Source organism: Marivivens niveibacter, from assembly GCF_002150005.2.
In the GTDB taxonomy this organism is placed as follows: domain Bacteria; phylum Pseudomonadota; class Alphaproteobacteria; order Rhodobacterales; family Rhodobacteraceae; genus Marivivens; species Marivivens niveibacter.
Window position 1 is genome coordinate 40611 of record NZ_MSPP01000007.1, and the last position, 15435, is coordinate 56045.

The 15435-nt window shown below is 54.5% G+C and carries 12 protein-coding genes; 2 read left to right on the forward strand and 10 right to left on the reverse strand.

Annotated features, from left to right (window positions below; genetic code table 11):
* Nucleotides 1-41 precede the first annotated feature (41 nt).
* Complete coding sequence (locus BVC71_RS14620) at nucleotides 42-1472, forward strand: methyl-accepting chemotaxis protein (protein WP_086452440.1); 1431 nt, start codon at nucleotides 42-44, stop codon at nucleotides 1470-1472.
* 180 nt (nucleotides 1473-1652) lie between these two features.
* Here the strand turns inward: BVC71_RS14620 and BVC71_RS15620 are convergent, their stop codons facing one another.
* From BVC71_RS15620 to sciP, 5 genes are all read right to left on the reverse strand, one after another.
* Nucleotides 1653-1775, reverse strand: coding sequence for a hypothetical protein (locus BVC71_RS15620; RefSeq protein WP_276268497.1), 123 nt, complete (start codon nucleotides 1773-1775; stop codon nucleotides 1653-1655).
* Nucleotides 1776-1883: 108 nt separating this feature from the next.
* Entirely contained in the window at nucleotides 1884-3974 is a 2091-nt protein-coding gene (recG, locus tag BVC71_RS14625) for an ATP-dependent DNA helicase RecG (protein WP_086452441.1), read from the reverse strand.
* Nucleotides 3971-6235: an NAD-dependent DNA ligase LigA gene (gene ligA, locus BVC71_RS14630; RefSeq protein WP_086452483.1), complete on the reverse strand. Its 2265-nt coding sequence runs from the start codon at nucleotides 6233-6235 to the stop codon at nucleotides 3971-3973. Before ligA ends, recG begins: the two co-directional genes overlap by 4 nt.
* An 87-nt stretch (nucleotides 6236-6322) precedes the next feature.
* Nucleotides 6323-7036 carry a response regulator transcription factor CtrA gene (gene ctrA, locus BVC71_RS14635; RefSeq protein WP_086452442.1) on the reverse strand — a complete coding sequence of 238 codons (714 nt, stop codon included), beginning with the start codon at nucleotides 7034-7036 and terminating at the stop codon, nucleotides 6323-6325.
* Between the two features lie 90 nt (nucleotides 7037-7126).
* Complete coding sequence (gene sciP / locus BVC71_RS14640) at nucleotides 7127-7405, reverse strand: CtrA inhibitor SciP (RefSeq protein WP_086452443.1); 279 nt, start codon at nucleotides 7403-7405, stop codon at nucleotides 7127-7129.
* A gap of 136 nt (nucleotides 7406-7541) precedes the next feature.
* Here sciP and mnmA point away from each other — a divergent pair, with 136 nt between their 5' ends.
* Nucleotides 7542-8681 (forward strand): tRNA 2-thiouridine(34) synthase MnmA, encoded by a 1140-nt coding sequence (gene mnmA, locus BVC71_RS14645; RefSeq protein WP_086452444.1) that lies wholly within the window; start codon nucleotides 7542-7544, stop codon nucleotides 8679-8681.
* Here mnmA and gluQRS read toward each other — a convergent pair.
* From gluQRS to gyrA, 5 genes are all read right to left on the reverse strand, one after another.
* Nucleotides 8678-9559, reverse strand: coding sequence for a tRNA glutamyl-Q(34) synthetase GluQRS (gluQRS, locus tag BVC71_RS14650; RefSeq protein WP_086452445.1), 882 nt, complete (start codon nucleotides 9557-9559; stop codon nucleotides 8678-8680). The two genes, mnmA and gluQRS, sit on opposite strands and share 4 nt — an antisense overlap.
* On the reverse strand, nucleotides 9559-10902 hold the full coding sequence (gene trmFO, locus BVC71_RS14655) for a methylenetetrahydrofolate--tRNA-(uracil(54)-C(5))-methyltransferase (FADH(2)-oxidizing) TrmFO (RefSeq protein ID WP_086452446.1): 1344 nt from the start codon (nucleotides 10900-10902) through the stop codon (nucleotides 9559-9561). The genes gluQRS and trmFO overlap by 1 nt, the downstream gene beginning before the upstream one ends.
* A gap of 132 nt (nucleotides 10903-11034) precedes the next feature.
* On the reverse strand, nucleotides 11035-11259 hold the full coding sequence (locus BVC71_RS14660) for a hypothetical protein (RefSeq protein ID WP_133064555.1): 225 nt from the start codon (nucleotides 11257-11259) through the stop codon (nucleotides 11035-11037).
* 262 nt (nucleotides 11260-11521) lie between these two features.
* On the reverse strand, nucleotides 11522-12352 hold the full coding sequence (locus BVC71_RS14665; RefSeq protein ID WP_086452448.1) for a LysR family transcriptional regulator: 831 nt from the start codon (nucleotides 12350-12352) through the stop codon (nucleotides 11522-11524).
* A gap of 213 nt (nucleotides 12353-12565) precedes the next feature.
* The gene (gene gyrA, locus BVC71_RS14670) at nucleotides 12566-15307 is read right to left on the reverse strand and encodes a DNA gyrase subunit A (RefSeq protein WP_086452449.1); all 2742 of its coding nucleotides are present in this window, start codon (nucleotides 15305-15307) and stop codon (nucleotides 12566-12568) included.
* Between the last annotated feature and the right edge of the window lie 128 nt (nucleotides 15308-15435).

A 15435-nucleotide genomic window follows, 5' to 3' on the forward strand; every position in this document is an offset into this window, starting at 1 on the left:
CTGTGGTTATCACCCCTGCGTTTCGCAGGCGAGGAGGACGTATGACGATCGTAACCAAAACCCCTTGGGAAAATGGGGAACCTGCTGCGGGCGCTGTAAATGCACCGTCTGTACTGAACGACATTACGACGATCAGCACAAAAATGGCGTCGGATATCGTCGATGTCGCTGGTTTTTTGGATGTTGTCGGGGAACAGGCCGATAAACAGACCTCTGAAATGTCGGGCCTTCGCCAGCGCGTTGATGACATCGTTGATGCAAATCGCGCAGTACAGGATTCGATTGCGATCGTGACGGACGCATCTGAAAACAATCTAACGGCGCTGAATGAAAGCATCGAAGTTTTCCATTCTAGCAGCGAATCCAGCAAACAAATGGCGAATTGGGTGCAATCGGTCGAAAACCGGATCGGTGCGGTTGTTGAAACCCTAAAAAATGTCGAACGCCTTAACGAAGAGATTTCGTCGATCGCGCGTCAGGTCAATATTCTGGCCATCAACGCGAAAATCGAAGCCGTCCGCGCGGGCACACACGGGCGCGGGTTCGCTGTGGTGGCCGAGGCGATCAATGATTTGTCGCGCAACACAGGCGAGGCAGCAGAGGCCGTCAGTGAAGGCGTCGAAAGCCTCGCGAAAAACTTTTCTGAACTGCGCGAAGAGGCGTCAGGTATTCAGGGTGTCGCTGCAAAGGTCATCAGTGAGGTCAGCCAAACGAACGATAAAATGGCAGACATGGAAAACCAGTTGCAATCGACCGTCTCCACGACCGTTTCAATGCGTCAGCATGCAGATCGTATATCGACCGCCGTCGAAAGCTTTGGTCCAGTTTTTGATACAATCGCGGGCTATGCCGACGAAACCGGCAAAGGTGTTCTGAAATCGCGCGACCGTATTCATGCGTTGGTTGATGATAGTGAAACAGTCGTTCGGCAAAGCATTCTAGGGGGCGGTGCGTCCGAAGATAAACGGTTCATCGACTATGTGACCGAAACGGCCGCTGCGATTGGTCGCGAATTTGAACAGGCCGTGAGCCACGGGCAAATTTCCGAGGTGGAACTGTTTGACTACACCTACACGCCCATTCCAAACACTGACCCGCAGCAAGTTTTGGCGCGCTTTACCCGATTTACCGATGGTGTCTTGCCGCGGCTTCAGGAACCAGCGCTGCAGCTAGATCCGCGCGTTGTGTTCTGTGCCGCAGTAGACGTGAACGGGTATCTGCCGACTCACAACATGAAATTTTCGCATCCTCAGGGCGCAGACCCAGTGTGGAACATGGCCAACAGCCGCAACAGGCGCGTATTTGATGACCGCGTTGGTTTAAAAGCAGGCCAAAGCACCGAGTCGTTCCTGATGCAGGTCTATCGCCGCGATATGGGCGGCGGCAATTTCGTGATGATGAAAGATTTGTCCGCGCCAATCCACGTTAATGGCCGCCATTGGGGCGGTCTGCGGTTGGCCTATAAAATCTAAAAGAAACCGCCGCGCATCCGGGACAGGATGGCGGCGGGAAAAACGCGATTTATGTGGGACCCACTGGAAAAACGGGGATAGGCAGGGATCCGTTTTCTGTCAGGCAGTAACAGGGGCGGCGTCATAGTTGGGACAGGTGACGCTGCTAAATCCCAGTGGCACAAATCACGAGGGCAAGGGTTACAGGATCGCGGGCAGGGATAAGCTCACGTAGAAAATCACAACGATCGACGCTGCGCCAACTAGGTCCGACAGGACAGAGGCAGGGGATCGTGTCAGCACTGCTTTGATGTCTTTCGCCATAATGTGTTCCAGCTCTTGTTAACCTTCGTTGCTAATTTGTTCTCATACGTTAATGAGTCGTTCAAGAACTTTTTGAGAACATTTGTGAACATTTTAGAACGTTTTGGGTTAACCCACTGAAATTAAACGAATAGCTTTGTCCTGTTCCATTAACCAAAGCAGATGCCGCGCGGCTTTTCCGCGGGCAGAGGTCAGGGTCGGATCGTCATTCAATAGCTTTCTGGCGTCGGATTGCGCCGTTTGCATCAGCCCTGTCTGCCGTTCCAAATCAGCGATTCTGAAACGGGGTAGGCCGGACTGTGCGGTGCCGATCATGTCGCCCGCGCCGCGCATAGCTAGATCTTCTTCGGAAATGCGGAACCCGTCTTCGGTTTCGCGCAGGATTTCCAATCTGCGCTTGCCGCCTTCGGTTAGGGGCGGTTGATACATCAGCAAACAGGTGGATGCGGCAGAACCACGTCCGACCCGTCCACGGAGCTGGTGTAATTGTGCCAGACCGAAATTTTCGGCCCTTTCGATGACCATGATTGATGCGTTAGGGACGTTGACACCCACCTCGATCACAGTTGTTGCGACGAGTACAGCCGTTTCGCCTGCTACGAACTTGGCCATGGCGGCGTCTTTGTCCGCTGGCGGCATCTGTCCATGGACCAACCCGACTTTATCATCGCCCAAGGCTGCGCGTAGACGCTTGAAACGTTCCTCGGCGGCGGTCATGTCGCTGACTTCGCTTTCTTCCACCAAAGGGCAGACCCAATAGGCCTGACGGCCTTCTGCCACGGCTGCGTGCAGCCGCGCCACGACATCGTCCATGCGTTCGGTGCTGATCAATGCGGTTTTGACCGGGGTCCGACCGGGTGGTTTTTCGTCCAGAATGGAAACGTCCATATCGCCATATTGCGCCAAAGCCAGGCTGCGTGGGATGGGCGTTGCTGTCATGACCAAAACATCAACGGCGCGGCCTTTGGCGCCCAGCTCCATCCTTTGAGCAACACCAAAACGGTGCTGTTCGTCGATAATCGCCAATCGCAGATCGTGAAATTCCACATCCTTTTGGAACACGGCATGCGTTCCGACCAAGATCTGAATTTCGCCCGATGCCAACGCGGCTAATTTTTCGCGGCGAGCGGCTGATTTATCGCGGCCTGTCAGCAACTCTAACCGGACGCCCGCCGCTGCGACCAACGGTTGCAAACCTTCTAAATGCTGGCGCGCAAGGATTTCGGTCGGGGCCATCATAACGCCTTGGCCGCCTGCTTCTACCGCGTTTAGCAACGCCATTAACGCGACCAGAGTTTTCCCCGCACCAACGTCCCCCTGCAACAGACGGTTCATACGGTGATCACCAGCCATGTCTGCCGTGATTTCCGCGATTGCACGGCTTTGCGCATTCGTAGGTGAATAAGGAAGCGATTTCAGGACCTTGCCCTGTAACGCACCTGTGCCTTTGTTTGCTAACCCTTTGGATTTACGAACCTGCGCTCGCGCCAAAGCCAATGTAATCTGGTGCGCTAAAAATTCATCATAGGCCAGCCGCTGGCGGGCCGTGTCAAACGGCGACAAATCGGTTGTCGACTGTGGGTTATGTGCGATTGTAACGGCGTCTTTCCAACTGGGCCATTCCTCTTTCGCGATCTGGCTGGGATCAATCCATTCGTCCAAATCAGGTCCAAGCCCCATGGCCGAGCGCGTCGCGCGCCACATCACTTTTTGGGTGACGCCCGATGTCAGGGGGTAAACGGGTTCAAAGGCGGGGATATCTTCGCCGTCTTCAATCGGTAGAATGTGATCAGGATGAACCATTTGCCCGACCCCGTCGAACAATTCGATTTTCCCCGAAACGACGCGCCGTGCACCAATCGGCAGAACCTTGTTTAGATAATCACCGCGCGCGTGGAAAAAGACGATCTGGAACGTTGTTTGATTATCTTGAACCGTAACGCGATAGGGGCGTCCGCGCTGGCGGTTGGGCGTGTGTCCGATGACCTCAACCTCGACCGTGACGACAGCGGGCGCGACAACATCCAATATGGAGCCGCGACGACGGCGATCTACACCCGAATGCGGCAGCGTAAACAGCACATCACGTGGTTTTTCGATACCGATATGTTCCAGATTGGCAGCCGTTTTCGGCCCGACGCCATCTAGGCTGGTCAGGTCGCCGAATAAGGGCCACAGAACCTCCGGCCGGCCGCTCATGCGTCCCCAATCAGCGCGATCCAGCCATCTTCGTCGATGGTTTCAATGCCCAAATCTGCGGCCTTTTTCGCTTTGGACCCTGCGCCTGGTCCTGCAACCAGTAGGTCGGTTTTGGCGCTGACCGAACCGGCTACTTTCGCCCCCAGTGCTTCGGCACGGGCTTTCGCCTCGGCGCGGGTCATTTTTTCTAATGTGCCGGTAAAGACGACGGTTTTGCCGGCTACAGGGCTGTCGTTGGTTTGTGTTTTCGGCGATTGGATGTCCAGCTCAGCCACCAGTCGATCGATGGCTGCACGTTCTTCGGTTTGGGTCAGCGCTGTTATCAGCGATGCCGCCAAAACGGCCCCAATGCCATCAATTGCGATAAATTCATTCCATGCTGCCAGCGCGCTAGGGTCCACTTCGGCCCACGCGCTGTCGCGTGTTTTCTTGATCTCTGCGCGGCGTCCTTCGGCCATAGCTTTGGCGCGTTCGGTGGCTTCGGCTGCGTCTGCGGCAACATGTGCTTCTGCGGCAATCGTGGCTTTATCTGCAGTTTCCGCAAGCGCGGGCCAAGTGATAAAGTGACGAGCTAAATCTTTGCCAGCAACTTCGCCCAAGTGGCGAATGCCCAAAGCAAACAGAAAACGGCCAAAGTCTATTTTCCGTTTTTCGTCAATGGCATCAAATAGCTTGTTCGCGCTTTTTTCGCCAAAACCGTCACGATTTTTTAGCCGTGCCAGATTTTGAGCATCACGCGAACGTAGCGTGAAAATATCTGCGGGTTCACGAATGGGCAGCGTGGGGTCATCGTAAAACATTTCAATCTGTTTGGTCCCCAGACCTTCGATATCAAACGCCCCGCGAGAGACAAAATGTTTGAGTTTCTCGACGGCCTGCGCGGGGCATGCGAGCCCGCCTGTGCAGCGCCGCACGCTGTCGCCTTCTTCGCGGATCGCTTCTGATCCGCATTCGGGGCAGACATGCGGAAATTCATAAGGTTCTGCAGTGTCGTTCCGTTTGGTCAAATCCACATCGGCGACCTTTGGAATGACGTCGCCAGCGCGATAAACTTGGACCCAGTCGCCAACACGGATGTCTTTGCCATCGCGGATCGGGCTACCTTTGCTATCGCGTCCGGCGATGTAATCTTCGTTGTGCAGAGTCGCGTTGGAGACGACAACGCCGCCCACAGTCACAGGGGTTAGTCGCGCAACAGGCGACAACGCGCCCGTCCGGCCGACTTGAATTTCAATCGCCTCTAGTCGGGTCCACGCCAATTCGGCAGGGAATTTATGCGCAATCGCCCAACGGGGTGTCGTTGACCGGAAACCCAATCTGCGCTGCAGTCCCAGATCGTTCACTTTGTAAACGACGCCGTCGATATCATATCCCAAATCGGCGCGTTGGTTTTCGATCATGTGGTAATGATCAATCAGATCATTGGTTGTTTCGCACAATTTGGTCAGAGGGTTGATTTGAAACCCTAGGTCTTTGAACCGTTGGATCGCGTTCCATTGGGTGTCCGCGATATCGCCCGATACCTCGCCCCAAGCGTAAGCGAAAAATTTTAGCGGGCGTGAACGTGTAATTTCGGCGTCCAACTGGCGCAGACTGCCCGCGGCTGCGTTACGTGGGTTGGCAAATGTCTTTCCGCCGCGTTCAGCTTGCCGTTCATTCAGCGCGGCAAAATCAGCGTGGCTCATATACACTTCGCCGCGGATTTCGATCACGTCAGGTGCTCCCGTGATCTTGTGCGGGATGTCTGCAATGGTTTTGGCGTTTTCGGTGACGTTTTCGCCAACCTCGCCGTCACCGCGTGTCGCGGCCTGAACCAAGATCCCGTTTTCGTATCGCAACGATAGGGACAGGCCGTCAATTTTCGGTTCTGCGGTGAATGAAATCGGTTCGTTGGTGCCCAGATATTTACGAACCTGATCCGCAAAGTCGGTCACGTCGCTATCTTCGAACGCATTCGATAGCGACAACATGCGCACAGCGTGAGTGATTTTACCAAACCCGTCCGCAACGGCACCGCCCACTTGTTCGCTGGGGCTATCTGCGCGTTTAAGATCAGGAAAGCGAGTTTCGATTTCTTGGTTGCGGCGTTTTAAGCCATCATAGGCGCCGTCAGAAATTTCTGGGGCATCGTTGGTATGGTATGCCGTGTTCGCCCTAGAAATGGCTAGGGCAAGCCGTTCTAACTCGGCCTTTGCCTGTTCGATTGTTAGATCATTAACCGATACATCTGCAAAATTGGCGTTCGTCACAGCGTCCCCCATGGTCGTCATGGCCCACTTTGGGCCTGCCCTTGTTCTAGGGGGGCATAGGGCGATCGTCCATAGTGATCCGGACGATCGCGTGGTCAATCATGCACCAATGGCCAAATCGTTATGGACCTCTGCCGGATCTGGGTCGCGCAAGACATAGCCGCGGCCCCAAACGGTTTCGATATAATTTTCGCCGCCCGTCGCCTTTTGCAGTTTCTTGCGCAGTTTGCAGATGAATACGTCGATGATCTTTAGTTCGGGTTCATCCATGCCGCCATACAAATGGTTCAGGAACATTTCCTTGGTCAGGGTTGTGCCTTTGCGAAGGGACAGCAATTCCAGCATTTGGTATTCTTTGCCCGTCAAATGCACGGTTACACCGCCGACATCGACAGTTTTGGCATCCAGATTGACGCAAATCGCACCTGTGCGGATCACCGATTGAGCGTGGCCTTTGGACCGGCGAATGATCGCATGGATTCGTGCAACCAGTTCTTCGCGGTGGAAGGGTTTGGTTAAATAATCATCGGCGCCAAAACCAAAGCCTTTGATTTTGCTTTCTGTGCCATCATCGCCCGACAAAATAAGAATCGGTGTTTCGATCCGGGCAAGGCGCAATTGGCGCAGAACTTCGTGCCCGTTCATATCGGGTAAGTTCAAATCCAGTAGGATGAGATCGTAATCATATAGTTTCGCAAGGTCGACGCCTTCTTCGCCCAGATCTGTCGCGTACACGTTCAGATTGGCGTGGGTCAGCATCATTTCGATGCTCTTCGAAGTTGTGGGGTCATCCTCCACCAATAGCACACGCATATCAGGTCTCCGCTTAGGTTATCTGGCGTTAACTCTGAAACCGAATGGTTAATTACATATTACCAGCGTTGTAATAACTGCATATTCCCCTCAGGGTTGTCTATATTTTTGGATTGCAGTCGTGCGCAGCGCGGTTTCACCATGATTTGCAACGGCGCTGACCCATGCGTCGAATTCTTCTTGGGAAATGTCATAGATACGCAGCGCCGTTTCGCGGGTGATCAGGCCTGCAGCGACAGCGCGAACAACTGCAGCCTTGCGTGACGCGACCCAACGGCGCGTCGTGGCAGGGGGCAGATCGGCTCGCGTCATGAATGAACCATCTGGCAATTGAACCGCGCGCGGTCCATCAATTTTCTTGAGAAACATCACTTCACCTATTTGTGTCGTCCTTTGGGGGCATTAGTGAGGGCGCAACTTAACGACAGGTGAAACCAGCACTTGAGAGTAGTTAGCATTTTCATATATTCCCACTGACTTCACCGAGTATTCGCCGGAGGCTGTCATGCCACTCGAACATCCGCTCAATTCTTTGGGCTTTGCCAAACCGCCATCAGAAACCCGCGTGGTCGTCGCCATGTCGGGCGGTGTGGATTCATCCGTTGTGGCAGCACAATTGGCCGAAGAGGGGTACGACGTCGTCGGCGTGACGCTGCAGCTGTATGACCACGGCGCGGCGCTGGCGAAAAAAGGTGCGTGTTGCGCAGGTCGTGACATCCACGATGCCCGCCGTGTCGCCGAAGAAATGGGGTTCCCGCATTACGTTTTGGATTATGAAAACATTTTCCAAGAGGCCGTGATCGACGAATTCGCCGATAGCTATCTGGCGGGCGCAACCCCTGTGCCGTGCATCCGTTGCAACGAACGCGTTAAATTCAAGGATTTGCTTGCCACTGCCAAAGATCTGGACGCCGATTGCATGGCCACAGGGCATTACATTCAGCGCAAGATGGGTGACAACGGTGCCGAACTGCATTGCGCCGCTGATGCGAACCGCGACCAAAGCTATTTCCTGTTTTCGACCACGCCCGAACAGTTGGATTACCTACGTTTCCCGCTGGGCCATTTGCCGTCCAAGGATGAAACCCGCAAACTGGCGCAGAAATACGGCCTGATCGTTGCGGATAAACCCGATAGCCAAGACATCTGTTTCGTGCCAAACGGCAACTACGCCCAAGTCATCGAAAAACTTCGCCCAGGCGCGGCTGAACCTGGTGATATCGTTGATACCGAAGGCAATGTTCTGGGCACCCACCGCGGCGTGATCCACTACACCATCGGTCAGCGCCGTGGTTTGGGGATCGGCGGTCTAGCTGACCCGCTATATGTCGTAAAACTGGACGTGGATAACCGTCAGGTCGTCGTCGGACCCAAGGAATTGCTTGCAACCCGCAAGGTGCCTGTACGCGAAATCAACTGGCTGGGCGATGATAATTTCATGGACGTGCCTGAACGCGAAATTGCTGTCAAAGTCCGTTCAACCCGTCCACCAGCCCCCGCGATCCTGCGCGCGATTTCCGAAACAGAAGCTGAGGTCGAATTGCTAACCGCAGAAGAGGGCGTGAGCCCCGGTCAGGCGTGTGTGTTCTATGATCCTGACAGCAGCCGCATCTTTGGCGGTGGATGGATCTGGCGCGGCTACTAAAGACCGACCATCGCCCGTATATCGGCGGGCGATGCGCCTTCTTCGCGGAATTTACGGATCGCTTTGGCGTCATCACGTTTGGCTAACCGTTTGCCGTTTTCATCGCGGATCAGGCGGTGATGATGGTATTCAGGCGTCGGTAGGCCCAGCAAATTTTGTAGCAGAACGTGGATTTGCGTGGCGTCAAATAGGTCCAGGCCTCGCACAACATGGGTGACGCCTTGGGCCGCATCGTCCAGCATAACAGATAAGTGATACGATCCCAGAAAATCTTTTCTAGACAGTACTATATCGCCAACTTCTAATGCGATTTGATCGGTCGATTTTTCGATCAAACCTGTTTCGCCATCACCGGTTTCCGTGAACGATAGAACCCGGCCCATGCCAACGCGTGGGGTGCCCGCGATGCCTGCCGCCATCGCCATGCGCAGTCGTAGCGCGACGCCTTCGGGAAGGTCTGTCATAGACCCGGGCATCATAGTCTTAACGCTGCAAGTGCCGGGGTAAATGATGCCGTCAGGCCCGTATTGCACGCCTTCTTGGGGGGCGGATGCAGCGTCTATGATATCGCGGCGTGTACACGTGCAAGGGTATAGTAAATCGCGTTCCCATAGGGATTTCAGCGCGTTACGGTACTCAGGTAAACGATCCGATTGGCGCATCACCGGCGTTTCCCACGACAGGCCTAACCATTCTAGGTCGTCATATATTTGCTGTTCCCATTCGGGTTTGGATCGGTCGCGATCAATGTCTTCGATCCGCAGCAAAAACCGGCCGCCGTTTTCCAGCGCCCGGTCATGGGCTAATATGGCCGAATAGGCGTGACCCAAATGCAGCGGCCCTGTCGGGCTGGGTGCAAATCGGGTCACGTATGACATTAGGATTGACCGTCAAGCCATTGTTGAAAATCAATTTTAGCGCGGTCGGTGTAACCTTTGTAACGCTCTTTGCGGCCCTTGCGACCACCGCGCATACCGTCCAGCGGCGGGAACAAACCAAAGTTCACATTCATCGGCTGGAACGTTTTAGCGTCCGCGCCGCCCGTGATATGCGTGATCAGCGCCCCCATAGCGGTGGTGTTCGGGATGCCGTCAATTGTGCGTCCTTGCATTTCGGCGGCGGCCAAGCGACCCGCCAGCAGGCCCATCGCCGCGCTTTCGACATAGCCTTCGACGCCTGTAATCTGACCGGCAAAGCGGACATTCGGGCGCGATTTCAGGCGCATTTCTGCATCCAACAGGGTCGGCGAATTGATGAATGTGTTGCGGTGAATGCCGCCTAGACGCGCGAATTCTGCGTCCTCTAGACCAGGGATCATGCGGAACACTTCTTTTTGTGCGCCGTATTTCATCTTGGTCTGGAAACCCACGATGTTGAACAATGTCCCCAGCGCGTTATCGCGGCGCAGCTGCACCACGGCGTAGGGTTTGTTGTCGGGGTCATTCGCATTTGTCAGGCCAATGGGTTTCATCGGACCAAAGCGCAGCGTCTCACGCCCGCGTTCCGCCATGACTTCGATCGGTAGGCAGCCGTCGAAATAGCCCGCGGTTTCGCCTTCGTGGAATTCGGTTTTGTCAGCGGCCAGCAGAGCGTCGATGAACGCTTCATACTGGTCCTTGGTCATTGGACAGTTCAGATAGGCGGTGCGTTCTTCTTCGGTTTCGCCTTTGTCATAGCGCGACTGCATCCACGCTTTGTCCATGTTGACGCTGTCGAAATAGACGATGGGCGCGATGGCGTCGAAAAATGCCAATGCCTCTGCACCTGTTTCGGCCTGAATGGCGCGGCCCAATCCTTCGGAGGTTAGGGGGCCCGTCGCGATGATCCAGTGACCTTCGGTCGGCAGTTCGGTGATTTCTTCGTAGGACACGGACACATTTTCATGTGCCATTAGCGCGGCTGTGACGCTTTCGGAAAATGGATCACGGTCAACGGCCAGCGCGCCGCCAGCGGGCAGGCGGTGTTTTTGGGCCATCTGCATGATCAGGCCGTTTGCCTGACGCATTTCCCAATGCAGCAATCCCACGGCGTTCTGTTCGTGATCGTCCGAACGGAACGAATTCGAACACACCATTTCGCCCAAGTTCCCCGTACGGTGAGCAAAGGTTTCGACCTTTGGGCGCATTTCGTGGATGACCACTTTGACGCCTGCGTTCGCAGCTTGCCAAGCAGCCTCTGATCCGGCCATTCCGCCGCCGATGATATGGAGTTCCTGTGTCATAGCGCGGAAATAGCCCTGAGCCGCACAAAAGAAAAGAGGGACCGCGTAAAGTGGATCGCGATTATCGGGTACAAGAATAAAAAATTGGCCGCGCAATGGCGGCCAGTCAGGGACATGATTTTAGGGACTTGATTATGCGCTCATTGCACCGCGTTTGGTCAGGCAATGTGCACCGCCACCGAACATCATCAGCGGAGTAGCTAGGAATAGGGCCAAGCCAGGTGCGTAAACGATTGTTGGGTCTACGATGTTTTGTGACATCACCAGCACGACGTAGACGCCCAAATAGGCAACCGAAAATGCGGCCATGATGCGGGTATGAAGGCCAAAGACCAGCCAGATTGCCGAAATTGACAATAGGGCATCGAAAATTGCGTGGGAAATATCGAACGGAAAAAAGAGTAGGGAAAGTCTGGTACCAAACCCGTTCACGATCGAACAGGTAACAACATAAAATAGCAATAAAGCGATTAGCGCTCTGCAAGCTAATAGGACATTTGACATGAAGGTCTGCCTCGGACGTTTTGTTTTTATACGTCCAGTGGGCCATGCAAAACCGTACAGCGCAATTCGCTAAAACTGCAAAGGAGCCTTTGCATTGCCTGATGCAGATACAAAACTAGGGCAGGGCTTTGGCCTTTTGAAAGGCGTAATTGATCCATTCAAGAGTTGCATCAATGACCGGGTCGCCTTTGCGCGTTTCATGATAAAGCACGTATAAATCATAGGATAAAACGTCGTCTTCGGTCCCGACCGGATCCCAGTTTTCGTGTTTTTGCGCAAGCGTTTCGGGCAAAACAGCCGCGAGTCCACTTTGCTGTGCAAGTTCGAAAATTTGCATAAAGGTTGACGCGCGGGCCACTGGTTCGGTGTTGAACACCTTGCGGCCCAATTCGGTTGGGCCTGTGTAACCCGACGCTTCGGGCAGGGATATCCATTCGTCGCCATTGTACCCTTTGGGGGCAAAAACACGGAAATTCATTTTGCCCGCTTTGCGCGATAGCAGACGGCCGGTGTCTGGCAACCTGTCTTGAATAACGATGTCATGGTCGCCCAATCCACCAGGTACCAAACGATCGCTGAACTCTGGCGCAATCGTTTTCATTTTGCCTTCGGTGCCGATCAGGGCGGGAAACAGGATTTGACTATTTACGATGGGCGGGGCGCCGATGCGCACAGGGCTACGTCCTGTCGGCGATGACACCTGATGGATTTCTTTATCCAAATTGCCTTCGAACGTTTGGGCCGCCTCGATCAAACCTTGGACCATTGGGTTGGTTTCCCAACCTTTTCGGGTCTTTTGAAAAGGATTCGTTCCCAACTGTTCGCTTAACCGTTCAATACGGCGCGATACAGTTGCCACATTGGTGTTCAGCATACGTGCAGCACCCGACATGGTGCCAGATTTGCTGACTGCCAACAAAAATCGTAGATCGTCCCAGTTTTCCATGCGGGGGCCTTTGCCAACTGTTAATGGTCTTGTCAAACAATCGACACGTACAACTTAATAGTATCCCTAAAATGCAAGATTTATAAGCCGCATTCAAGCAGAAGTGGTTCCTACTTTGATACCATCCAAGAGTGACCTGTTTTTTATCTATAACATCAAAAAACGCGCCCGAAATCGGACGCGTTTTTCGTTATTTTGGGATCGAACGAATGATTATTCGTCAGATTGTTCGGTTGCGTCGTCTTCGCTAGCTTCTTCGATACGTGCCACCGAAACGACGATTTCATCGGTCGCGGTGTTGAACACCTTCACACCACCAGCGCTACGCGAACGGAAGCTGATGCCGTCGACAGGCACGCGGATCGACTGACCCTTGGAGGTGACAAGCATGATCTGGTTGTCGAGGTCGATCGGGAAACAGGACACGATATCACCACCGCGCATTTGTTTTTCAAACGCAGTCACGCCCATGCCGCCACGACCACGCACAGGGTAATCGTGCGAAGAGGTGACTTTACCGATGCCTTTGGCGGTGATCGTCAGGATCAGGTTTTCCGCCGCAGACATTTCCGCATAGCGTTCTGGCGACAGTTCGCCTGCTGGTGCGTCGTCTTCGTCTGTTGCGTCGTCTTCGGTCACGCCCGCCATTGCGCGGCGCATTTTCAGATATGCAGCGCGTTCTTGTGGATCAGCCTCAAAGTGGCGGATTACGGACATGGATACGACCGTATCGTCACCGTTCAGTTTGATACCACGCACACCGGTCGAATTGCGGCTGTTGAATACGCGCACGTCAGTCGATGGGAAACGGATCGCACGCCCCGAATTGGTGACCAGCATAACGTCGTCGTCTTCGGAACAGATGCGGGCGTTCACAAGGCTGACCGACCCATCGTCTGGCAGCTTCATCGCGATTTTACCGTTGCGCATGACGTTGGTGAAATCCGACAGACGGTTGCGGCGTACATCACCGGCAGAGGTCGCAAAGACGATCTGCAAGTTGTCCCATTCGTCCTCATCTCTGTCCACTGGCATGATCGCAGCGATGGAGACGCCCTGCGGGATAGGCAGGATGTTGATGATCGCTTTGCCTTTGGCGGTGCGGCCACCTGAAGGCAGGCGCCAGGTTTTCAGTTTGTACACCATGCCGTCCGTGGTGAAGAACAGCAGCTGGGTATGCGTGTTGGCCACAAAGAGGGTGGTGATCACGTCCTCTTCTTTGGTTTGCATACCAGACAGACCTTTGCCACCACGACGCTGCGCGCGGTAATCGGCCAGCGGAGTGCGTTTGATGTAACCGCCCGAGGTCACGGTCACGACCATGTCTTCGCGTTCGATCAGATCTTCGTCGTCCATATCGGCGGCCCATTCGACGATCTCTGTGCGGCGAGGCACTGCGAACAGTTCCTTCACTTCGCGCAGTTCGTCGGAAATGATGCCCATTATACGTTCACGGGATGCCAGAATTTCCAGATACTCTTTGATCTTCTTGGCCAGCTCTTGCAGTTCGTCTGTGACCTCTTGAACACCGATCTGGGTCAGACGCTGAAGGCGCAGTTCTAGAATGGCGCGCGCCTGCGTTTCCGACAGGTTATAGGTGCCATCGTCGTTCACTGGGTGCAGCGGATCGTCGATCAATTTCAGGTATTCAATGATCGAAGCGGCTGGCCAACGGCGGGTCATCAGTTTTTCGCGGGCATCTGCGGCGTCGCGCGATGCACGGATCGTGGCAACGACTTCGTCCACATTGGTGACGGCCACGGCCAGACCACACAAAATGTGCGAACGGTCACGTGCCTTGCGCAGTTCAAACGCGGTACGGCGTGCAACGACCTCTTCGCGGAAAGTGATAAAGTTCGACAGGAACCCGTATAGCGTCAGGGTTTCAGGGCGGCCGCCGTTCAGTGCCAGCATGTTACAGCCAAAGCTGACCTGCATCGGTGTAAAGCGGAACAGCTGGTTCAGAACAACCTCGGCCGTGGCGTCGCGTTTCAGTTCGACGACAACGCGCACGCCGCTACGGTCGGATTCGTCCTGAACGTGGGCGATGCCTTCGATCTTTTTGTCGCGAGCGCATTCGGCGATTTTTTCGATCATCACCGATTTGTTTACCTGATACGGGATTTCGTCGACGACGATAGCCCAACGGTCTTTGCGGATTTCCTCGGTATGCGTTTTTGCGCGCAGAACGACCGAACCGCGGCCCTCTAGGTAAGCTTTGCGCGCGCCAGAACGGCCCATCATCACGCCGCCCGTCGGGAAATCGGGGCCAGGGATGTACTGGATCAGTTCGGACGAATCCAGATCAGGATTGTCGATCAACGCGAGCGTTGCATCGATCACTTCGCCCAAGTTATGTGGCGGAATGTTCGTCGCCATACCAACCGCGATACCACCCGCGCCGTTGACCAGCATATTCGGGAAACGCGCGGGCAGAACTGTGGGTTCTTTGTCTTTGCCGTCGTAGTTATCAACGAAATCAACGGTATCTTTGTCGATATCAGCCAGCATGTAGGCCGCTGGTTTGTCCATGCGTACCTCGGTGTAACGCATAGCTGCGGCGCGGTCGCCGTCCATCGAACCAAAGTTACCCTGACCATCCAGCAACGGCAGCGACATCGAAAAATCTTGCGCCATACGGACCAAAGCGTCGTAAATCGCGCTGTCGCCGTGAGGGTGGTATTTACCCATCACATCGCCAACAGGACGCGCCGATTTACGGTAGGGTTTGTCATGGCCGTTGCCGGTTTCGTTCATCGCGAACAAAATGCGGCGGTGCACAGGTTTCAAACCATCACGCAGGTCAGGAATCGCACGCGAAACGATCACGCTCATTGCGTAATCGAGATACGAATTCTTCATCTCGTCGACGATCGACACCTGTGGGCCATCGTGATGCATCCGCACGATCGGCTGTTCGTCTTCGTTTTCAGGGGTTTCCGGAGTATCGGTCACGTTGTCCGCCTGTCTGCCTGTGGCTGCTATATTTTGGTTGTGAACTTATACCGCAGGCAGGATGTGGGGTGCAATGGTTAGGTCAGAAAAAGACGATTTCCGAACATAGGTCTGGTTTTCCGTACTCT